Raw genomic sequence first — 20589 nt, forward strand, 5'->3', positions numbered from 1 at the left:
CGGCGGGTCGCGGCGGATCAGCCCGGAGCCGAATCAGGTAATTTGAACACCCCCACCGCCTTGACCAGATCGGAGGTGTATTGCACCAGTTTGTCGGCGTACAGGGACTGTTCCTGCAATTCTTCATTCGTTTTCTGGGTGCTGGCCTTGATGGCCTTGGCGCGATCGGTGATGAGGCTCGTGGTTTTGGCCTGCTCGTCGGATTGCGCCGCGATTTGCTGCACCATGTTGACCAGTTCATAGGTGCGGCGCAGGGTCTCCTCCATCCGCACGCCCGCCTGCTCGGCCAGTCGGGTGCCGGATACGACCTCGCTGATGACGTTGTTCATGATGGTGACTGTCTCGGAGGTTTCCGTCTGAATGTTGTTGACCAGCGAGGAGATCTGGCCCGTTGCCTCTCTCGCGTTTTCAGCCAGACGCTGAACTTCATCGGCGATCACCACGAAGCCGCGTCCCGCCTCGCCGGTCGAGGCGGCATGGATGCTGGCGTTCAGTGCCAGGATATGGGTGCGCTCGGCGATGCTGTTGATGAGGCTGACGACGCTTGTGATCTCCTGCGAACGTTCGCCCAGTCGTTTGATGCGTTTCTCGGTCTCACGGATGATTTCACGGATGCTGTTGATGCCCTCCACGGTGCTGACCACGGTTTCCTTGGCCTTGACGGTCGTATCCTTGGCAGCATCGGCGGCGGTGCCGCAGCTTTTGGCCAGATCGGCAATCTTGCCCATGACATCGGCCGCCTCGGTCAATTCGGCGTTGGCGCGATCCACCTCGTCCCGTTCCTGGTTGGCGAGGCCGATCACGATGTCCGAATGGGTCTTGACCAGATTGCAAAAATGGGAAATATCGTTGGAAACCTGACTCACCTCCAGCAACACCCTGGAAATCTCCTCGGCGAGCAGATTCAGGGAATCGGCTATGGGCGCCGTGGCGTCTTCGGTGATGTCCATGCGCACGGTGAGGTCCTTCTGGCTCAATTTCGCCACGCCGTGGAGCAGATTGACGACCGCATTGCTCAGGGCGGTGTTTTCCTGTTTGGAACGTTGCTCGGCCTGTGCGTGTTCCAGCATGGATTTGTGAAGTAATCGCAACAAGGGTAGCGACAGCAGGAAGGAGGTCAGGGCGATGAACAGGGCCACCGGCGCAGCCCACGGCGCGGTCGAATCTGACGCGGGAGTTGCCAGTGTCCCCGTTGAGGTCCAGTGAGCGTAAAACAGCAATGTCATGCTGCCAAGGATGGCCAGTTGCAGGATGAACAGTGCGCTCGTCAGTCGCAAGGATTTGTTGTTCGTCGAAAATGCCTTCATGCTTCCCCCTGCCTGTCTGATCCCCAATCCGCTCAGAATTTTGTGCGCAATTGCGCGAAAAAAGCTTCGAACGACACTTCGATCCAATGCGTCTCGCCTTCCCGGTAGGAGTGGGTTGTGCACGCGCGCAACAATTCCGGCACGGCGGGGGGGGGCGTGATCGGCTCCCCGGTGTGTACGGCCGTGGGGAGAGTGTCAATATGGATCCCGGCGGCGGCACTGCCCTGACCGAAAATCATGATCCATCTGGACGGTGTCGTGAGTTCCAAATCAAGCAGTAATTTGAGATCGAACACCGGCAGCAGATTGCCTCGCACATTGATCATTCCCGCAAACCACTGTGGGGTATTGGGAATGGGGCAGGCCGGGATGGCATCGATGACTTCAACTTTTTCTCCCGACTTGAGCAGGAAGGACAGCGTGGCGACCGCGAAACCATAGCGGATTGTTTCACTTTTGATCTCACGCTCGACCAGCCTGCGCCGGTCCAGCGTGAATCGGCTCAGTGCGGCGGTGGGCGGCATCATTTTCTGCGTGCTCTCTTCAAACGTTGCGGATTGGCTCTGCCGGTCAACGCCCGCCATCGATTCCGGTTTTGAACCTTAATCCAGTTCAAGGTATTCATGGATGACTTCCTTGAAGATGTCCTGATTCACCGGTTTGATGAGATAGGTATCGCAGCCGGCCATTTTTCCCTTGATGCGGTCCGCGGGAGAGGAATTGCTCGTCAGCATGATGACCGGGGTTTTGCTTTTTTGCGGGTCCTTTTTAATCATTTTGCAGATGTCGTAGCCGTCGACGCCGGGCAGGATCACATCCAGAAACACGATGTCGTAGGTATTGTCGCGGATCAGCTTTTCCGCCTCCTCGCCGGTTTCGGCGAAGTCCACCCGTCCGGCGATGTTGTGGAGGGCCTTTTTCATCTGTATGCGAACAGGCAGGCTGTCGTCCACCACTAGGGCGGCAATGTGGCTGGCGCCCTCCGCGGCGGGCACGACTGCCGCGCCTCCTGCCGTGGTGATCTCTCCGGCAATGGCGGAAGGCGCGACATAGCCATGTTCGGCGATCACCAGTTCCTCCAACACCGTCAGCAGTCGTGTGGCGGCCAGCGGTTTTTTGATATAACGGGTTTTCTCGGCGGGATTGGCGGGCGGGGGCTCGTTGCACACCATCACGCTGGAGATGATGTTTTTGTTTTCATTCAATTTAATATAGGTGTGCCAGCGTTGTACGGCTTCCGGTTTGTCGGCATTGACGATCAGCACATTCGGCGGCTTCTTGTTTTTGTCCGGGCTGGTATCGAAGAGGATAAATCTGGGTAGCCGGTTTTTGGCCAGCGTCACCAGTGACAGGAGAACATTTTGTTCCTGATCATCGAATCCAATGGAAGCGATGGTAAAAGTATCCTGCGCCATAAAATGTTTGAATGAAGGTAAAGTCTGCAGTTTTCTTGTAATATCATTGAATACTAGCACAAAATCAGACGGTTGCAGGACAAAATTTGAGATCACCTTACTTGATGGAATTTGCTGCAGGACCCACAAGCCACAAGCGCTTCAGGCGCGGTTACTGCGCCGCAACGCCAGATATAAAACAAACTGCTCAATTCTCAGAATGCAATATGAATCATGTAATTAACAGCGCTCCAGGGGTCTTGCAACGGGTGGAACGTGCTATTCTACCCCTTCTGCATTCTTGACGTGATTTGATGACGCAAGTTCACATGGCCGCTTCATACCTGTCCATCCTCAAGACCGCCTGTATCCTGGTATTGTTGCTGGGCTCGGTCATGCATGGATATTGCCTCGTCGTGGTTCGGAGGCTCGCCCAAGGGCTGCCCACGGGCCGGATCAGAAACAAGCTGATTCTGCTCGAGATATTAATCGCCGGCTTCGCCTTGCTGTATTTCGTTTTTGCGCTGTTTGGCACCAGCGTGGCTGATCTCGAATTGATTGTGACGGTCTCCATTCCCCTGGCATTGATGGCGGGCTTCGTGCTGCTGACCTGCGGAATCATTCAGCGCACCGTGGGGGCGTTGCTCCGGGTTGAGTTGGCCGAGTCGCAGAGAATCATTGATAATGAAATGGGGATTTACAATCGATACTACTTCAAGCTCCGCCTGCGGGAGGAATACAATCTGGCGCACAGGCACCGATTGATTTTCTCCGTCCTGCTGCTCGCCGTGGATTACCTGGAACGCGTCAACTATTCCTACGGCCGCGTCTATGGCGGTAAATTACTTTCCAGGCTTGGCGAACTGGTCAAAGAGTCGGTGTGGCAAACGGACATCGTGGCCCGCTACAGCGGAGAGGAAGTGGCCATCCTCCTGCCGCATACCGGCATTGCCGGGGCCAAGGTTGCCGCGGAGAAGCTGAGGAAGCGGGTTGAGGAAAAGACCTTCTATCTTGATGACGATCATAAAATCAACCGGGTCATGATCGCCTGCACCATCAGCATAGGCATCGCGGTATTTACTCAAGACATGAAGCACATGAATCAGATCATGGAGAATGCCGACGTGGCGTTGTTCAAGGCCAGGGACAAGGGTAGAAATCAGGTGGCCATCTATGGCGAGTGATTCATCCGCCCCGGTGGCAATGGACACAAATACGGCCGCCGCGACCGGCCCGGGGTCAGTGCTTGTCATCGATGATGATGAAACCTTTCATCTGTTGCTCAAGGCGTTTTTCATCAAACTTTTCCCGAAAACCCAGATCGATTTCTACAACTCGCTGGAGCATGGCGAGCCGCCGCCTGATTTCGCCTGGGGCAAATACGGTCTTTTGGTCATGGATTACGATTTGGGCAACGGCCAGAACGGACTCGACTGGCTGCGCAAGTATAAAAAGAGCGGCCAATTCCCCGCCACCATCATGCTGACCGCGCATGGCAATGAAGAACTGGCGGTGGACGCCATGCGCTTCGGCGCCCAGGACTACATCAACAAGTCCAAGTTGTCCCTCGAACGGCTGGCACAGGCGGTCAATACCGCGCTCGACAAGCGGGAAAAACAGACTCAATTGTCGAACACAATGAATCTGCAGAGCAAAATATTCAACAGGGTTCATTTCTACAAAAAGATAAAAGATGTCATCGAGCACCAGGCCAAGGACAGGCATGCCTTTTTATTGCAGATCCAGATCAACCAGTACAAGGAGATTTACGAGAAACATGGATTGTTGTTCACCGACGGCTACATCGCCGAGGTCACGGACGTCATCGCCGAATTGCTCACCAACAACAAACTGGCCTTCAATATCGTGCGCATGGGCGACGCCTTGATCGCCTGTCTCATCCACGATGCCGAGGACGATCAGGCGGGGACGAAAATTGCGCAGGGCATCTGCGAGCAATTCAAGCAGCCTTTGCGGGTGGATGAGAAATCCACGATAAAATCTTCGGTCAGCATCGGCATCAAGGCGGTGGATCAGACACAGGACGTCGATACCCTGCTAGTGGAGGTGGATCGGGCCTGTCAGTCCGCCGCGCAAGAGAAAGACGGCGCATTCCGCGTGTACGCAGCCGATCTGCCTGCTGCGCCGGCCGCTGTGGCGGCTCCACCGGCACGCAAAGCGCCCGGGGTGCAGTCCGCCGCGCCGAAAGCGGTTTCCACGCCGGCAACCGTGTCAAAGACACGGCAGGCATCGCCGACGCCGCCCGCCGCGCCTGCGGCCCCGATCAAACCCTCCGTGAATCTGGCGGAGATCATCAAGCTGAACAGCATCCAGCCCTACTATCAGCCATATATTGCCCTGTCTGAAACCGCCGGGACCTTCAAGGCGAGCTATTTCCAGATGCAGCTGAATCTGGTCAACAAGGACGGCCAGATGTTCAAGGCGCAGGCGCTGAAAGATATGGAAATCACCGGCGGCAGTCCGGGCACGCTGGATTTGTGGGTCACGCGCCACGCCCTGGCCCAGCTTCTGGAGATTGACAAGAATAAAAACGACCGAAAGTGCGGTCTGTTCATCCGTCTGTTTGAGGAATCACTCGCCGACGACAAACTCTACAACTGGATGCAGGATTTGATTAAAAAGGCCGGCAATCCAGCCATCGCCTCCACGCTGGTCTTCGAGCTTCATCCGCCGGAGTTCATGCTGCACAAGAAAACCGTGATGCGGTTCATTAATCAGATGCGCGATACCTGGGGAATCAGCTTTGCGCTGTTCGACGTCGTCAACACCACGGTGCTCGATACCTGCGTCAAGCAGGGTGGGTTTGAATTCGTCAAATTCATCATGGACGAAAAGAACACGGAGAACATCGCCAAGATCAGCGCCCACGCGCGCGAGGCCGGCGTACTCACGGTCATCGAAAACATCAGCAACGCCCAGGAGCTGAATACCGCCATACAGATGAATTTTGATTATGGGCAGGGGGATTTCATTCAACCACCGCTGGATCGACTGGCCTTCGCCAACGACGTCATCTCGATGTGACGTACACGCGCGTGGATCTTTACAGATATGTGAAAGTTTGTAACTTTGTGGTGCCGAGGAGAGGACTCGAACCTCCACGGGTCGCCCCGCTAGTACCTGAAACTAGTGCGTCTACCAATTCCGCCACCTCGGCGCGGAGGCGGGCAATTTAGCGACCCGGCTTTTTAATGTCAATGCACCGTTCCAAGCCGCCACGCCATCCCGCCGATCCGCATGCCGCCCGCGAGGCGGCACGCTACGACAAGCCCATTCCCAGCCGTGAGTTCATCCTCGAACTCCTGCGCGAAGCCGGCGTGCCGCGCAGCGCGGAGCAGATTGCGCGCGCGCTGAACGTGACCGACACGGATGGTCTGGAGGCCATGGAACGGCGACTGAACGCGATGGAGCGCGCCGGACAGGTCATGCGCAACCGTCGCGGCGGTTATGGATTGGTGAGCAAAATGGATTTGATCAAGGGCCGTGTCACCGCCCATCCCGATGGCTACGGTTTCCTGATACCGGAGGCGGGCGGAGAGGATCTCTTTCTGGCGGCGCCGCAGATGAAGAGTCTTCTGCATGGTGATCGCGCATTGGTGCGCATCACCGGCCGGGATCGCCGCGGCCGCAGCGAGGCGGCGCTGGTCGAGGTGTTGGAACGCGCCAATCAAAACGTGGTCGGGCGTTATCACAGCCCGCACGGCGGCGTCGGTTATGTGGTGCCCGACAACCGTCGCATCCACCAGGATATTTTGATCCCGGCTGGTCAGGACGGTGGCGCGTGCAACGGCCAGGTGGTGATTGCCGTCCTTACGGCGCAACCGACGTTGCACCATCAACCGATCGGCCGGGTGGCGGAGGTGCTGGGCGAACATGGCGCGCCAGGCATGGAGATCGACATCGCCGTGCGCAGCCACGGCCTGCCGCATGTGTGGCCGGAAGCCGTCGTTGAGGAAGCCGGCGCGCTGCCGACCGGAGTGCGCGCCGACGATCGCAGGGGACGACTGGATTTACGCGGCCTGCCGCTCGTCACCATTGATGGCGAGGACGCGCGCGATTTTGACGACGCGGTCTATTGCGAGCGGCAGGGGCAGGGATTCCGGTTGTTGGTGGCGATTGCCGACGTTGCGCACTACGTGCGGCCCGGTAACGCGCTGGATGATGAGGCGCGGCGGCGCGGCACCTCGGTGTATTTTCCGGATCACGTCATCCCCATGCTGCCCGAGGCGCTGTCCAACGGCCTGTGCTCGCTTAATCCCAAGGTCGATCGGCTGTGCCTGGTATGCGAGCTGCATTTCGACGCGCGCGGCGTGCGCCGCAGTTATCAATTCCACGCCGCCGTGATGCATTCGCACGCGCGGTTTACCTACACCGAGGTTGCGGCCGTGCTGCTGGCTCAGGACCCGGCGCTGCGCCGTCGCCACGCCGCGCTGGTGCCGCATCTGGAGAATCTGCACGCGCTCTACCGCAACCTGCGGCAGCAGCGAACCCGGCGCGGCGCGATCGATTTCGAGACCACGGAGACGAGGATTCTTTTCAACGCCGAGCGCAAGATCGATCGCATTGTGCCGGTGGCACGCAACGAGGCGCACACGTTGATCGAGGAATGCATGATTGCCGCCAACGTGGCGGCGGCGGAATATCTGCTGGAGCGCACGATGCCGGCGCTGTACCGCGTGCACGCGCCGCCGCTGGCGGAGAAGCTGGAGGATCTCAGGGAATTTCTTTCGGGCATGGGTCTCGCCCTGCGTCGGCGCGAACCGCCCGCCGCACACGACTATGCCGAACTGCTGGCCACGGTGCGCGATCGCCCGGATGCCGAGCTAATTCAGACCGTCCTGCTGCGCAGCCTCAAACTCGCCGTCTACAGCCCGGAGAACATCGGCCACTTCGGCCTGGCGCTGCCGGCCTATGCGCATTTCACTTCGCCGATACGCCGCTACCCCGATCTGCTGGTGCATCGTGCGATTCACCACTGCCTCAAGGGCGGCAAGGCCGCGCACTATCGTTATGACAATGCGGCGATGCGGACATTGGGCGAAGAGTGCTCGACGACCGAGCGACGCGCCGACGAGGCCACGCGCGACGCCGTGGCCTGGCTCAAGTGCGATTACATGCGCGACAAGGTCGGCGAGACGTATACCGGCATCATCTCTGGTGTCACCGGCTTCGGCCTGTTCGTCACCCTGCGCGATATTTACGTCGAGGGCCTGGTGCACATCACGGCGCTGCCGAATGATTACTACCATTGCGATACGCTCCATCACCGCCTGCGGGGTGAGCGCACGGGACGCCAGTACCGGCTCGGCGATGCGCTCACCGTGCGCGTGGTGCGGGTGGATATGGACGATCGCAAGATCGATTTCGAGGCGGTGGACACAGGCCCGGCGCCGGCGCACGCCGACAGGTCCGAACCCGGTGCGCGAAAACCATCGCGCCCGCACAAACACCGGAAAAATCATCGCGCCAGCCACAAGACCAGTCGCAAACCGCACCGCGGCCCGCGCGGGAAAAAGCGATGAGACAGGTTTATGGATTGCACGCCGTGCGCATGCTGTTGCGTAAATCGGCGCATGACGTGCACGTCATGCGCGTCCAGCGCGGCGAATTGCACAAGGGTTTGAAAGATCTGGTGGCACGGGCGGAGGAACAACATGTGGCCGTGGAGCAAGTGCCGCGAGCCGCGCTCGATGAACTGACCGGCGGCGCGTGCCATCAGGGCGTTGTGGCCCTGTGCCGCAAGGCGGCCGCGCCCGCGCTGAAGGACTGGCGCACGCTGTATGAGAAGGATGAGCGCAACGCCCTGTTTCTGGTGCTGGACGGCGTGGAAGACCCGCACAATCTCGGCGCCTGCCTGCGGGTGGCGGACGCTGCCGGCGCGCGTGCAGTGATCCGGCCCGTGCACCGCGGCGTCGGTTTGACGCCGGCGGCGGTGAAGGTCGCCAGCGGCGCCGCCGAGTCGGTGCCGCTCATTGAGGTTAACAATCTGGCCCGCACCTTGAGCGAGATGAAAGAAGCGGGAATCTGGCTGGTGGGCGCGGACGCGGCGGCCGCCAAGTCGATCTATGAAATGGACCTGACCGGCCCGCTGGCGCTGGTTTTGGGCGGGGAGGGCGAGGGCATGCGCCGTCTGACCCGTGAATCGTGCGATCACCTGGCGCACCTCCCCATGCGCGGCAGCGTGGAGAGCCTGAACGTCGCCGTCTCTGCCGGGATTTGCCTCTACGAGGCGTTGCGCCAGCGGGGAGTCTCCGGAAAACCGCAGTTCGCCTGAATAAGCCGTTGCGCCATCCCCCCCGCTGGCTTACACTACGCGCCCTTTTTGCAAGATGGTTTTCGTTCCTTGCCTCACCGCCGCGCAAGCGGGAGGCTGCCAAACCGAGAGGATAGACAATGCGCCATTATGAGATCGTGATCCTGGTCCATCCGGATCAGAGCGAGCAGGTGCCCGCCATGCTCGAACGTTACCGCAATATCGTCACCGGCGGCGGCGGCGCCGTTCACCGCCTGGAAGACTGGGGCCGGCGGCTGCTGGCCTATCCCATCGCCAAGGTGCACAAGGCCCATTACGTGCTGATGAACATCGAGTGCACGCAGCAGGCGCTCACCGAGCTGGCCAATGCCTTCCGCTTCAACGATGCCGTGATCCGTAATCTCATCATTGGCCGTGACGAGGCCGTCACCGACCCCTCTCCGCTGGTCAAGCCGAAGGAAGAAGAAGAGGGCGGTTTTACTGCCCGGCGCCAGTCCGAGACGACGGCCGAGGATGAGGAAGAGGCCGGCGATGAAGGGCCGGCGGAAGACGAATAGACTTTCAAACGGAGCGCAAAACCCATGGCACGTTTTTTCCGTCGCAAGCGATTCTGCAAATTCACCGCCGAGGGGGTGAAGGAGATTGATTACAAAGATATCAATACCCTCAAGCAGTACATCGGTGAGAACGGCAAGATCATTCCGGCGCGCCTGTCGGGTACCAAGGCCCGTTACCAGCGCCAACTGGCGACGGCGGTCAAGCGCGCGCGGTTCCTGGCGTTGTTGCCGTACTGCGAATCACATTAGCATCACACCTGCCGGCGAATCATCGAAATGAAGGCGCTGGGCAGATTTGTCCTGCGCAGCCGTGCGCATGCCGCCGGCGGCATGGCAGCGTGCCTGCTCTTTGGTTGGGGGCTGCCGTTTTTGCTTCCGCTGTTCAGTTATTTGAGCGGCGCGATGATGGCGCTTGCCACGTTGCGTGCCGGGACGCGGGAGGGTTTGATAGTTGTCGTCGTGGCGGCGGTGATTACCGCGCTCGGCAGCGAGGTGATTTTCGGTTCCCCGTTGCCGGGGTTGGTGATGGTGCCGTCCTTGTGGCTGCCGGTCTGGCTTTGCGCGGCGGTACTGCGTTACAACCGGCAGCAGGGCGCCATGCTGCTGGCAGCGGCTTTGCTGGCCGCCCTGTTCGCCGCGGCTGTGCACCTCATGACCGGCGATGCCGCCGGTTTCTGGCAGGAGGTCATGCAGCAGGCGCAAACCAGCGCACAGACGCAGGGTGTGCCCCTCCCGATGCCGGTCGAGGAACTCGCGCCGCTGGCACAATGGATGAACAGTGTCATGGCCTTGTCGGTACTGGTAAGTCTGTCGTTGATCGTATCTGCCGGCCGCTGGTGGCAGGCGGCGCTGGTGTATCCCGGCGGCTTTGCGCGGGAGTTCCGCGACTTGCAGTTGCCGCGCGGGCCCGCGCTGGCCTGGGGTACGGCGGCGTTGCTGCTGGCCTGGCAGCAAGGCACGTTGGGCGTGGTGACAGCGGATCATGTGGGCTGGGGCGCTGATTTGCTGGTGTTGTGGCTGGCGCTGCTGGCCCATCAGGGTCTGGCGTTGATGCATCGACAGGCCGCTCGTGTACAGGGCGGCCAGATATTGCTGGTATTGCTGTATCTTGCATTGCTGGCGGCCGCCCTATGGACCGGGCTGGCCCTGGCCGGCGCCGGCCTGGTGGAGGTGTTATCCCGCTGGCGGCGGACGGCTGGTCAAAAACGACTTGGACAGGCGCCATAAAAAGTTTTATTTTGAATTGAATATTATTGAGGAGCGGCTGATGGACGTCATACTGCTGGAGAAGGTCCATAATCTGGGCAAACTGGGCGACCGGGTCAAGGTCAAGGCGGGCTATGGCCGCAATTACCTGATTCCCAACCGCAAGGCGGTGCCGGCCAACGAGGCCAATGTCGCCAAGCTCGAGGCCATGCGCGCAGAATTGGAAAAAACGCAGGCCGATGCCCTGGCGCAGGCGGAGGCCCGCGCCACCGCGCTCAAGGGCAAAGTGATCACCTTGACCGCGCGGGTGGGCGAAGAGGGTAAGCTATTCGGCTCGATCAGTACGGCCGATATCGCCGAGGCGTTGACGCGCGACGGCGTGGAGGTCGCCAAACGCGAAGTGCGGTTGCCAAACGGGCCGCTGCGTGTGACCGGCGATCATCCGGTCGATTTGCACCTGCACGCGGACATCAATGTCACCGTGACCGTGCGCGTGCTGGCGGAGAATGAACCCGCGGCGCCGGCCGCGAGTTAAGGTACGATATAGTCCTCAGACGGGCGGCCGACTGCGGCACCGTCCGGTGGCGTTGCGGTTGCGGCCGGCGCGCCAGTGCAGAGCTTCCATCAGGGGGCACGGGGTAAAGGTAGATGCCATCACCGGCAAGAACTGACGAGTCTGCGGAAGTCATCACCGGCGCGCTCAAGATCCCGCCGCACTCCATCGAGGCGGAACAGGCGGTCCTGGGCGGCCTCATGCTGGATAACGAATCCTGGGCGCCGGTGGCCGAGCGCGTCAGCGAGGCGGACTTCTATCGCCACGATCACCGCCTCATCTTCCGCGCCATCGGCGCGCTGGCCGAGGCCGCCAAGCCCTGCGACGTCGTTACCGTCGCCGAGTGGCTGGAGAACGCCGGTGAACTGGACAAGGCCGGGGGGCTCCCCTTCATTGCCGCCCTGGCCGAGCAGACCCCCACTGCCGCCAATGTCGCCGCCTACGCCGACATCGTCCGCGCCCGCTCGGTGCTGCGCCAGCTCATCCGCGCCGGCGGCAGCATCACCGACATGGCCTTCCGGCCGGAGGGCCGCGCCAACGATGAATTGCTCGATGAGGCCGAGCGGCTGGTGTTCGAGATCGCCGAGCAGCACGCCCGCGGCCGCGCCGGTTATCTCCCCATCAAGCAACTGCTGACCGGCGCACTCGATCGCATCGACGAGCTCTATACCAAGCAGAGTCCGATCACCGGTGTGGCGACGGGTTTCAACCGCTTCGACAGCATGACCTCCGGCCTGCAACGCGCGGACCTGGTCATCATCGCCGGCCGCCCGTCCATGGGCAAGACGGCGCTGGCGCTCAACATCGCCGAGCACGCCGCCATAAAGGACGGACTGCCGGTCGCGATCTTCAGCATGGAGATGCCGGGCGAGCAACTGGCCATGCGCATGATGTCCTCGCTCGGGCGCATCGACCAGTTGCGGGTGCGCACCGGCAAGCTGCACGATGAGGACTGGCCGCGCCTGACCTCGTCGGTGCAGATGCTCTCCGAGACCAGGATGTTCGTGGATGACACGCCGGCGTTGACACCGGGCGAGCTGCGCGCCCGTTGCCGGCGCCTGGCGCGCGAGCACGGGCTGGGGCTGGTGGTGGTGGATTACCTGCAATTGATGCAGGTGCCGGGCACCAAGGAGAACCGGGCCACGGAAATTTCCGAGATTTCTCGCGCCTTGAAGGCGCTGGCCAAGGAACTCAGCGTGCCCATCATCGCGCTGTCGCAGTTGAACCGCAGCCTCGAGAGCCGTACCGACAAGCGTCCCGTGATGTCGGACCTGCGCGAGTCCGGTGCCATCGAGCAGGACGCCGATCTGATCGTCTTCATCTACCGCGATGAAGTCTACAACGAGAACAGCGAGCAGAAGGGCATCGCCGAGATTATCATCGGTAAGCAGCGCAACGGTCCCATCGGCAAGATCGAACTCGCCTTTCTCGGCCAGTTCACGCGCTTCGAGAACCTCGCCCACGATGACTATACGGCATGAGACCCGCACGGGTCGTCATTGATCTCGACGCCGCGCGCTCGAACCTAAGGCGCGTGCGGGTATTGGCGCCAAAATCCAAAGTCATGGCCGTCATGAAGGCCGATGCCTATGGGCATGGCCTGACGCGCATGGCGCGCGCCTGCTCCGCCGCCGATGCCTTCGGCGTCGCCTGTCTGGAGGAGGCGGTGCAATTGCGCGAGGCCGGCATCCACCACCGCATCGTGCTGCTGGAAGGCGTCTTCGATGCCGCCGAACTCGCCGGCGTGCGCACGCACAAGCTGGACATCGTCGTGCATTCGCCCGCGCAACTGGAGATGCTGGAGCGGGCCGCGCCGGGAGCGCCGATCCCCGTCTGGCTCAAGATCGACACGGGTATGCACCGGCTGGGCTTGCCGCTGGAACAGGTGCCAGGCGCATGGCAGCGTTTGCAAACCTGCAAAGCGGTGGCGCAGCCGGTGGTATTAATGACGCATCTGGCCAGCGCCCAGGATCGCGGCGCATCCTCGGTGATGAGGCAACTGCGCAACTTCGAATCGGCCACGGCCGCCATGAGCGGCGAGCGCTGCATCGCCAACTCAGCGGCGGTGCTCTCACTTCCGGCGGCACATGCCGATTGGGTACGGCCCGGTCTGATGCTTTACGGTGTCTCACCGTTTGAAGATGGCGCGGCGGCGGGCGTGGAATTAAAACCGGTGATGACACTGCGCTCGGCGCTCATCGCCGTCAACCACGTGCGCGCGGGCGAGACCATCGGTTACGGCGGCACCTGGACCTGCCCGGAGGACATGCCGGTGGGCGTGGTGGCGATGGGTTACGGCGACGGTTATCCGCGCCACGCCGAGTCCGGCACGCCGATCCTGGTCAACGGCAAACGCGCGTCGCTGATCGGGCGCCCGTCCATGGACATGCTGAGCGTGGACTTGCGGAATGTGCCGGGGGCGAAGATCGGCGATCCGGTGGTGTTGTGGGGGCTCGGCGATGGCGGTGCCTTGCCGGTGGAGGAGGTGGCCCGCCATGCCGATACCATTCCTTATCAATTGCTGTGCAGCGTCAAGATGCGGGCGCGCTTCGAGGTGGAAGGCGCGGCCGACGATGCCCGTGCGGTCGGCACGCTCGCCGTCGAGGAACTCGATCTCGAGGCCACGCCCGTCGATGACGGTATCGCCTGACGCCAGTCGATCAGGTGCCGCTGTATAACGCCGCGTCTGAAAAAGTCTCGTATAAAACCAGAGTTAGCAGCGTCAGTTGAAGTAACACCAGCCCCCACATCCACTTCCGGCGCCTGGCCGAGATGACCAGGCCAAGCAGGGTTGTGGCGCCAATGATGAACATGGCATAGGCCCAGTAGCCTTCATGATTCATGCCCGGGGAAAAAAATGCCAGTGCCAGCAGGGGGATAGCCCCCAGCACGAATGCCGCCATGCTCGAGATCGCCAGGCCGTCCATAATCTCCTCTACCCCGGCAGGAAAACCCGTTCCCAAGCGTAACACCGACCGGGTAATTAGCGGTTGTCACCCCGAGAGGAAGGAGCCATACTTTCACATGAGCGATATGCCGTCGCGTTTGATATCTCCGCCTGATTTCCAGCGGAGGTTAATGAGCGCCGCTGCATACTGCGATGACGCGACTATCCGTACCTATAAACTGAGGGCACATCCATGAAGCGATTTTTCAAACAGCTCGGTCAGGGCATGACCGAATACATCATCATCGTGGCGTTGATCGCCATTGCCGCCATTGCCGCCTATTCATTCTTCGGCAAGACCGTGCGTAATCAGGTCGGCGGCATGGCGGCGGAACTCTCGGGCCAAAGTGCCTCTACTCAAATCGGTAATGCCAAGTCGGCGGCCACATCGGCAGGCACGGAAGCTGACAAGTCGAAGGGACTGGACACCTACCAAAACAAGTAAGACTAAGCAGTATCAAGTAGTATTGGGACCCGGGTGGGCGCGGGATAAAACGCCTGTTTTGGGGGGAGTACGATGGCGTGGCAGCAGGGGAAGAACCGCACGCGCGAAGGGGGTCAGGCGATGGTCTTCGTCGTCCTGACCATGGCAGTCGTGTTGCTTATCACCATCTTTCTGTATCGCGCGGGCAAGCTTACCAGCGAGAAGATGCAGATTGAAAATGCCGCGGATGCCTCCGCCTTCAGCGTCTCGGTGGTGGAGGCCCGCGACCTTAATTTCATGTCCTACACCAACCGGGCGATCTGCGCGAATGAGGTCGCCATCGGCCAGCTGGTGGGCCTGGCCTCCTGGGCCGCGCACATCCGTTCCATCTCCGATTTCCTGAATTTCTTCAACACCACTTTTCTCGCCGCACCGACGCTCGGCATCTCGACCGCCATCATCGAGCCCATCGCGGCGGTGTTTGAGACGGTCGGCGGTGTACTCCAGAGCGCCGTGAAACCCATCGCCAAGTACGGTGTCAAGGTGCTGTATAACATTGACAAGGTCTATGGACTGGCCGAACAGGGATTCCACGGTGTCAGTGTGATATTCATGCTGACGACGCTCGATGACACCATCCGCCAGAACGATCCGGGCGCAAGCATCTCCGATTTCGGGCTGGTATCGCTGATCGGTCATATCCTGACTTATGGCGCCCTGCCGCTGCCCGGGCACCGCTTTACCACGAATTACAGCCCCACCAAGGCCGATGCGGAAAACCAGACCGGTATGGAGCGGCTGGCGGCGACGATCCGCGCCTCACGTGATCCCTTCAGCAGGGAACGCGGCTGGTCGATACCGCTGTTTCCACCCATCCACCAGTGCGCCGAGATCGATATCGTGGTCGCTTCCGCCAAGGGCTGTCTTGACATCGAGATCAATCTGGAAAAACTGGGCGGCAGCGAACTGCGCTACGTGGATGATTCCACGGGCACCCACTTCAGCTGGTCCGGCACCGACGTGGTCGCGCTGGAGGCCTGGTTGGGAGTGTTCTTCCAGCTCAAGGCGCTGGGCGTCGATGTCGGCAGCATCAGCGTGACGCTCAAGGACGGCACCTTCGATGCCGACGTAGAAATCCTGGGGGGACTCATCAGCCTCGACTTCGGTCCGTTCCCGGGTGTGCCGACCGGTATTCCGTTTTCAGCGGGCGCGGCGCAAGCCGCGGCGGGTGCCGCCACGCTCTTGCAACCCCAGATGCTGGCGGACCCCCTCGGCGATGTGCCGCTCGATTCCTACGGCGGGTCGCCGAAGAGCATCATTGCCTGGAACGCAGTGCCACCCATGCCGCCGGGCATCGTGATGCAAATGCCGCTGAATGATGTCGCGCCAGACTACAAGGGCCTGCCGCGCTATACCGACACCCAGCCGGATGCATCCAAATACGGTTTCGGAGCACCCTATCTGCTGATCGGGCTGGTGAAGGAATCCAGTGATATCAACGCCACAGGGCCACAGCAAACCGGGCAGTTGCAACTGGATGACAAGAGCGCCGACGGCGAGGTGGCGGCGATCGCGAAATCGGAGGTTTACTTCAACCGCGCCAAGGACTTGAGTTACTTTGCACGCGCCGACGGGGATACTGAATACGGCAGTGCCTTCAACCCCTACTGGCAGGCGCGACTGGTCGACAGCTCTTATGCGGATCGGCTGATCGCCATGTTGATCCAGCAGAAGACGGTGTTCCTGACCCTCTCCGGTTCATTCCCGTTGTCACTGCCTCACGACCTGTTGTCTTTTCTGCCATGAGTATCGGCCGGCACGTCACCTCTCGGCGGCACCTGCGCGGCCAGGCCATGACCGAGCTGGCGATCACCGCATCATTTGTATTGGTGCCGATCTTTCTCATGATCCCGCTGCTCGGCAAGTACATCGACATACGCCACAGCACCATACAGGCTGCGCGTTACGAGGCCTGGGAATACACGGTCTGGTACGCCAGCAAGAGCGATCTGCCGGACGGCTTCGGCCTGCCACAGCCGGTCAAGGACGTCTACGAAACCCAGCGGGAGGCCCGTCGGCGGTTTTTCTCCGATACGAAAATACCCATCAGTGACAATGATCGCACGGGCTGGAAATCCGCGGATCGCAATCTGACATGGACGGATCACCGCGGCGGCGTGCTCTACAGCGGCACCCCGCCCGGCACCCCGGACGTGCCGGGACCGGATTTGACCCCCGACCCCACGCATATCTTCAGTGGCGTGCTCAAGGTCGTGAGTCTGGCCTTCCAGGCCCTGCAATCAGTGCTGAATTTCTTCGGCGTCAGCGCCGGCTTTACCGCCATCAACGCAGACGGCTACTTCAAGTCCAGCGTCGCCTCGCCGGTGGCCAATGTCGCAGGCCTTGCGCCCTTCGACACCATCAACCTGTCGTTCAACGCCAAGGCCAGCGTGCTGGCCGACGGCTGGAATTCCGGCGGCACCGCGCAAACCGCCTATCAGGCCGCCGGCATCGTGCCCACCAAGCTCCTGGACAACCCGGTCATGAACGGTCTGCAATCGATTGTCGGTATCCTCGCCCCGGAACTGCGCCCCTGCGATCCGTGGGTGCCCTTCCCGCCGTGGAACAGCGATGACAAGGGCAGCCTGTGGTTTGGCTACATCGCCAATGACGCCGTGCACCCGGATCGCCTGGCGAGCGGTGGCTCGCACAGCTGCAACGACGCCGGCATGTGTGATTTCGATCCGGCCCCGCCGATGCCGACGGATTGCCATCCATGACCGGCAGGTTGGGGGGACTGGTCATTGCGGCGTGGCTCGCCACTGTGTCCCCCGTTGTTGGCGCGGCCGAGCCCGAGTTCCCGCCACCGCCGCAGGCCAAGGTGGAGTGGGTGGCCGAGGATATGGTGATGAACGGGATCGCCATGCGCGTGCGCCGTTTCGAAAGCCCGGCCAGCGTTGAACAAGTACTTGGTTTTTACAAGCAGCGCTGGCAAGATGGTGAAAAGGGGGAACTAGGGTACGCCGAGACCGACGCGCTGGAACCTTGGCAGTTGCTGAGCCGGGTCGAGCGGGGGCGTTTGCTGACGGTGCAGGTGCAGCCGACCGCCAGCGGTTCGTGGGGGTATCTGGGATTAAGCGATCTGCCGCAGTTCAAGGGGGCGCCGAGGCTGGGCGAGGGCTTCCCCAAATTGAGCGGCAGCCGCGTCCTGAATGACATCGTCAGCAACGACCCCGGCAAGCGCGGCCGTTCGCTGCTGATTGCCAATTCGCTGTCGATCGGGATCAACGCGGCCTATTACCGCGACCATTACGAAAACGAGGGCTGGCACAAGGTCATGGATGAGATCGGCGGGCGTGGTGCCCTGCGGACGCTGGTCTACGCCAGCGGCAGGGAAAAGGTCAGCATGGTGATTCTGAAATTCGAGGGCGAGACGCACATCATCGCCCACGACGTGACCGAGGGGGGGCTCTGAATCGATTTGGCACGAATCGTCATCCCGGCGCCTACCGGCAGCGCGGTCAGGGGATGGTGGAATACGTCATTGTGCTGGTGTTCGGAGTGCTGGTGCTCACCACCGGCCCCGGCGGCAATGTGATGGAGCAGCTGGCGGACACCATCCGCAGCAATTTCAAGGGGTATTCATACGCCATATCGCTGTCGGATTATCCCGACGCCGATACGCCGGCCGAAGTAGCGGCGCTGTATTTGCAATATGGCTACGATCCTTCACAGGTTGCGCAATGGATCGATGATTCAGGCGCGCTGGGTTATTTCACCCAGTTCATCAGGAATTTTCCGACCCTGGAGAATTTTCCCGACATCAGTCTTTCGGATTTCTTGTAAGCAGGTTCTTAAGGAGTCGCACCGGCACGGGGATTTGTGAGGAAACCGGGAAATTGATAAATGAAAAATAGTGAAAAAACAGTAAAACAACCCAAAAGTTCAATAACCGATGGCTGAACAAAGTGCCCAAAAAACGTGGTTGATACTCGCGGGCGCCGTGTTTTTCGGTCTATTCGCGGCGCTGCTGTCCGTGATTTATCTCAAGAGCCGCGAGGCCGCCATCCGCGAAAGCCTGGCCCACCCGGAAAGCGCACCGGTCGCGGTGGTGGTCGCCAAAACGGATCTCCCCAAGGGCATGGCGATCAGCAAAAACAATGTGGCGGTCCGTGAAATACCGCAGGACTACGTCCACCCAGACGCGGTCGCTCCCGGGGATTTCGGGCAGGTCGCCGGCAAATTGCTCACCCAGCCACTGGCCGCCGGCAAGCCGCTGCTCAAGAGCTTCATTTCCACGGAAATTGCCCGTGATTTTTCCGATACGCTCATCGAGGGCCGGCGCGCGGTCACCATACAGGTCGATGAAGTCAATTCCATCGGCGGGTTGATGCGTCCCGGCAATCACGTCGATATCTTCGCCAAACTGCCGATGCGCTACGCCGGGTTCGAGACCGAAGCCGCCGTGGTGCAGACCACGGCGCTGTCCGCAGTCGATGCGGCCGGAAAGTTGCAGCAGGCGGCGCAGAAATCCGCGTCGGGCCCCACCGACGTCATCGTACCCATCCTGCAGGATGCCCTGGTGCTGGCCACGGGCAAGGAGCCTTACAAGGAATTCGAGGATCAACTCGCGAATGAACGGCCGCGCGACCGCGAACGCAATTTTTCGACGCTCACATTGGATGTCACGCCGCGGCAGGCCGGGCTGTTGAAGAGCGCCGCCGACAAGGGTGATCTCATCGCCGTGCTCCGCCGCCGCGACGATCGCAGCGGCATCGATTTCACAGGCATCCTGCCCACGGACATTTTCCGCAACGCCACGGAACTGGCGCGCAGCGCGGCGGCGCGTTCCACGGCGCGTTCCGCGGACGGTGTCACGGTCGACGCCGACGGCAAGATTGTCACGCGCGACGGCATCGCAGTGAGCGATCCCGATGTCGTCATGAAGGATGGCAAGCTCGTGACCAAGGACGGGGTCGATCTGTCCGGTTTGGGGCTCACCGTCAATGACAAGGGCCAGTTGGTCACCAGGGATGGCCGCGTCGTCAACGCCAAGGACATCATTGTCAGCAAGGATGGCACCATCATGACCAAGGACGGACGTATTCTGAATCCGGGCACCGAGGGCGTCAGGGTCACCGCCGATGGCTTCGTCATCACCAAGGACGGCAAGGTCATGACCAAGGACGGGGTCGTCCTTTCGGGAGTGACCGTGACGGCGGACGGCAAGGTGGTCACCGCCGACGGTCGCGTTCTCAAAGCCGACGAGATTTCGCTACAGGCCGACGGCAGCATCAAGACCAAGGACGGCAAGATACTGGCAGGGGTCACCGGCGCGCTCGATCCGTACCGGGCGGAGTCGCTACGCCAGGCGGTGGTGACCAAGGAGGGCGGCGTCGTGCTTCCCGATGGCACCGTGATCACGGCCGGCGCGCTGGCACAGGCCGGACTCACCGTCAACGACAAGGGCCAGTTGGTGACTGCGGACGGCCGGGTGGTGGACCCCAAGGATCTGGTCGTGACCGAAGACGGCACCGTGAAGACCCGCGAGGGGGCGGTGCTCGCCTCCGCCGGCGGCGCGCGCGTGACCGCCGACGGTTTCATCATCACCAAGGACGGCAAGATCATGACCAAGGACGGCATTGTCATATCGGGCAACGGCGTTCACGTCACCGAGGACGGCCGGGTCGTCACCGCCGATGGCCGCGTACTGAAGGCGGATGAAATCAAGCTGTCGTCCACCGGCGTGGTGATGACCAAGGACGGCAAGGTGATTGCCGGTGTCACCGGCAACCGCGACACAGCGGCGTTGCAGGCGGCGCTGCAATCCGCCACCGCGGCCGGAACCGGCATCGATTTGATCGTGGGCGGCAACAGCCAGGATGGTGTCGCCAAAGTGGGCAGTCTGCCGCTGCTGAAGTAGGGGG

Annotated in this window: 20 protein-coding genes and 1 tRNA gene; 16 read left to right on the forward strand and 5 right to left on the reverse strand. The window is 61.1% G+C overall.

Annotated elements, in window-relative coordinates:
* Positions 1-17: 17 nt before the first annotated feature.
* The 3 genes from VMH34_03910 to VMH34_03920 all read right to left on the reverse strand — a co-directional run bounded on the left by VMH34_03910 (position 18) and on the right by VMH34_03920 (position 2722).
* On the reverse strand, positions 18-1307 hold the full coding sequence (locus VMH34_03910; protein ID HTT07916.1) for a methyl-accepting chemotaxis protein: 1290 nt from the start codon (positions 1305-1307) through the stop codon (positions 18-20).
* Between the two features lie 32 nt (positions 1308-1339).
* Positions 1340-1834, reverse strand: a complete 495-nt coding sequence (locus tag VMH34_03915; protein ID HTT07917.1) for a chemotaxis protein CheW — start codon at positions 1832-1834, stop codon at positions 1340-1342.
* A gap of 75 nt (positions 1835-1909) precedes the next feature.
* Entirely contained in the window at positions 1910-2722 is an 813-nt protein-coding gene (locus tag VMH34_03920) for a response regulator (GenBank protein ID HTT07918.1), read from the reverse strand.
* Between the two features lie 308 nt (positions 2723-3030).
* Here VMH34_03920 and VMH34_03925 point away from each other — a divergent pair, with 308 nt between their 5' ends.
* Entirely contained in the window at positions 3031-3885 is an 855-nt protein-coding gene (locus VMH34_03925) for a GGDEF domain-containing protein (protein ID HTT07919.1), read from the forward strand.
* Positions 3886-3904: 19 nt separating this feature from the next.
* Complete coding sequence (locus VMH34_03930) at positions 3905-5746, forward strand: EAL domain-containing protein (protein ID HTT07920.1); 1842 nt, start codon at positions 3905-3907, stop codon at positions 5744-5746.
* A 48-nt stretch (positions 5747-5794) separates the two neighbouring features.
* Here the strand turns inward: VMH34_03930 and VMH34_03935 are convergent.
* Positions 5795-5879, reverse strand: a tRNA-Leu gene (locus tag VMH34_03935).
* A gap of 40 nt (positions 5880-5919) precedes the next feature.
* Between VMH34_03935 and rnr the strand changes: the two genes are divergently transcribed.
* The 8 genes from rnr (at position 5920) to alr (ending at position 13941) form a co-directional block, all read left to right on the forward strand.
* Positions 5920-8244: a ribonuclease R gene (rnr, locus tag VMH34_03940; GenBank protein ID HTT07921.1), complete on the forward strand. Its 2325-nt coding sequence runs from the start codon at positions 5920-5922 to the stop codon at positions 8242-8244.
* Positions 8241-8996, forward strand: a complete 756-nt coding sequence (rlmB, locus tag VMH34_03945) for a 23S rRNA (guanosine(2251)-2'-O)-methyltransferase RlmB (protein HTT07922.1) — start codon at positions 8241-8243, stop codon at positions 8994-8996. The genes rnr and rlmB overlap by 4 nt, the downstream gene beginning before the upstream one ends.
* Before the next feature lie 119 nt (positions 8997-9115).
* Positions 9116-9532, forward strand: a complete 417-nt coding sequence (gene rpsF, locus VMH34_03950) for a 30S ribosomal protein S6 (protein ID HTT07923.1) — start codon at positions 9116-9118, stop codon at positions 9530-9532.
* Positions 9533-9556: 24 nt separating this feature from the next.
* On the forward strand, positions 9557-9781 hold the full coding sequence (gene rpsR / locus VMH34_03955) for a 30S ribosomal protein S18 (protein HTT07924.1): 225 nt from the start codon (positions 9557-9559) through the stop codon (positions 9779-9781).
* A gap of 27 nt (positions 9782-9808) precedes the next feature.
* On the forward strand, positions 9809-10759 hold the full coding sequence (locus tag VMH34_03960; GenBank protein HTT07925.1) for a hypothetical protein: 951 nt from the start codon (positions 9809-9811) through the stop codon (positions 10757-10759).
* Positions 10760-10799: 40 nt separating this feature from the next.
* Positions 10800-11273: a 50S ribosomal protein L9 gene (rplI, locus tag VMH34_03965; protein ID HTT07926.1), complete on the forward strand. Its 474-nt coding sequence runs from the start codon at positions 10800-10802 to the stop codon at positions 11271-11273.
* 113 nt (positions 11274-11386) lie between these two features.
* Positions 11387-12772 carry a replicative DNA helicase gene (gene dnaB, locus VMH34_03970; protein HTT07927.1) on the forward strand — a complete coding sequence of 462 codons (1386 nt, stop codon included), beginning with the start codon at positions 11387-11389 and terminating at the stop codon, positions 12770-12772.
* A complete protein-coding gene (gene alr / locus VMH34_03975; protein HTT07928.1) occupies positions 12769-13941 on the forward strand; it encodes an alanine racemase in 1173 nt (390 codons plus the stop codon). Before dnaB ends, alr begins: the two co-directional genes overlap by 4 nt.
* A 10-nt stretch (positions 13942-13951) precedes the next feature.
* Here the strand turns inward: alr and VMH34_03980 are convergent, their stop codons facing one another.
* On the reverse strand, positions 13952-14218 hold the full coding sequence (locus VMH34_03980) for a hypothetical protein (protein ID HTT07929.1): 267 nt from the start codon (positions 14216-14218) through the stop codon (positions 13952-13954).
* Positions 14219-14431: 213 nt separating this feature from the next.
* On the opposite strand from VMH34_03980, the gene VMH34_03985 reads away from it, so the two are divergent.
* The 6 genes from VMH34_03985 (at position 14432) to cpaB (ending at position 20585) form a co-directional block, all read left to right on the forward strand.
* The gene (locus tag VMH34_03985) at positions 14432-14683 is read left to right on the forward strand and encodes a pilus assembly protein (protein HTT07930.1); all 252 of its coding nucleotides are present in this window, start codon (positions 14432-14434) and stop codon (positions 14681-14683) included.
* Between the two features lie 72 nt (positions 14684-14755).
* Entirely contained in the window at positions 14756-16468 is a 1713-nt protein-coding gene (locus tag VMH34_03990; GenBank protein ID HTT07931.1) for a hypothetical protein, read from the forward strand.
* Positions 16465-17442 carry a hypothetical protein gene (locus VMH34_03995; GenBank protein ID HTT07932.1) on the forward strand — a complete coding sequence of 326 codons (978 nt, stop codon included), beginning with the start codon at positions 16465-16467 and terminating at the stop codon, positions 17440-17442. Before VMH34_03990 ends, VMH34_03995 begins: the two co-directional genes overlap by 4 nt.
* Entirely contained in the window at positions 17439-18137 is a 699-nt protein-coding gene (locus VMH34_04000; protein ID HTT07933.1) for a hypothetical protein, read from the forward strand. Before VMH34_03995 ends, VMH34_04000 begins: the two co-directional genes overlap by 4 nt.
* A 56-nt stretch (positions 18138-18193) precedes the next feature.
* The gene (locus tag VMH34_04005; GenBank protein ID HTT07934.1) at positions 18194-18508 is read left to right on the forward strand and encodes a hypothetical protein; all 315 of its coding nucleotides are present in this window, start codon (positions 18194-18196) and stop codon (positions 18506-18508) included.
* A gap of 109 nt (positions 18509-18617) precedes the next feature.
* Positions 18618-20585, forward strand: coding sequence for a Flp pilus assembly protein CpaB (cpaB, locus tag VMH34_04010; GenBank protein HTT07935.1), 1968 nt, complete (start codon positions 18618-18620; stop codon positions 20583-20585).
* The last annotated feature ends 4 nt before the right edge of the window (positions 20586-20589 follow it).

This window comes from Gammaproteobacteria bacterium, from assembly GCA_035501935.1.
Lineage (GTDB): Bacteria > Pseudomonadota > Gammaproteobacteria > JAJPIJ01 > JAJPIJ01 > JAJPIJ01.

Bases quoted from the DNA above. Each gene is read 5' to 3' on its own strand.
- VMH34_03910 (HTT07916.1), bottom strand. From the start codon at position 1,307: ATGAAGGCATTTTCGACGAACAACAAATCCTTGCGACTGACGAGCGCA.
- VMH34_03915 (HTT07917.1), bottom strand. From the start codon at position 1,834: ATGATGCCGCCCACCGCCGCACTGAGCCGATTCACGCTGGACCGGCGC.
- VMH34_03920 (HTT07918.1), bottom strand. From the start codon at position 2,722: ATGGCGCAGGATACTTTTACCATCGCTTCCATTGGATTCGATGATCAG.
- VMH34_03925 (HTT07919.1), top strand. From the start codon at position 3,031: ATGGCCGCTTCATACCTGTCCATCCTCAAGACCGCCTGTATCCTGGTA.
- VMH34_03930 (HTT07920.1), top strand. From the start codon at position 3,905: ATGGACACAAATACGGCCGCCGCGACCGGCCCGGGGTCAGTGCTTGTC.
- rnr (HTT07921.1), top strand. From the start codon at position 5,920: ATGCACCGTTCCAAGCCGCCACGCCATCCCGCCGATCCGCATGCCGCC.
- rlmB (HTT07922.1), top strand. From the start codon at position 8,241: ATGAGACAGGTTTATGGATTGCACGCCGTGCGCATGCTGTTGCGTAAA.
- rpsF (HTT07923.1), top strand. From the start codon at position 9,116: ATGCGCCATTATGAGATCGTGATCCTGGTCCATCCGGATCAGAGCGAG.
- rpsR (HTT07924.1), top strand. From the start codon at position 9,557: ATGGCACGTTTTTTCCGTCGCAAGCGATTCTGCAAATTCACCGCCGAG.
- VMH34_03960 (HTT07925.1), top strand. From the start codon at position 9,809: ATGAAGGCGCTGGGCAGATTTGTCCTGCGCAGCCGTGCGCATGCCGCC.
- rplI (HTT07926.1), top strand. From the start codon at position 10,800: ATGGACGTCATACTGCTGGAGAAGGTCCATAATCTGGGCAAACTGGGC.
- dnaB (HTT07927.1), top strand. From the start codon at position 11,387: ATGCCATCACCGGCAAGAACTGACGAGTCTGCGGAAGTCATCACCGGC.
- alr (HTT07928.1), top strand. From the start codon at position 12,769: ATGAGACCCGCACGGGTCGTCATTGATCTCGACGCCGCGCGCTCGAAC.
- VMH34_03980 (HTT07929.1), bottom strand. From the start codon at position 14,218: ATGGACGGCCTGGCGATCTCGAGCATGGCGGCATTCGTGCTGGGGGCT.
- VMH34_03985 (HTT07930.1), top strand. From the start codon at position 14,432: ATGAAGCGATTTTTCAAACAGCTCGGTCAGGGCATGACCGAATACATC.
- VMH34_03990 (HTT07931.1), top strand. From the start codon at position 14,756: ATGGCGTGGCAGCAGGGGAAGAACCGCACGCGCGAAGGGGGTCAGGCG.
- VMH34_03995 (HTT07932.1), top strand. From the start codon at position 16,465: ATGAGTATCGGCCGGCACGTCACCTCTCGGCGGCACCTGCGCGGCCAG.
- VMH34_04000 (HTT07933.1), top strand. From the start codon at position 17,439: ATGACCGGCAGGTTGGGGGGACTGGTCATTGCGGCGTGGCTCGCCACT.
- cpaB (HTT07935.1), top strand. From the start codon at position 18,618: ATGGCTGAACAAAGTGCCCAAAAAACGTGGTTGATACTCGCGGGCGCC.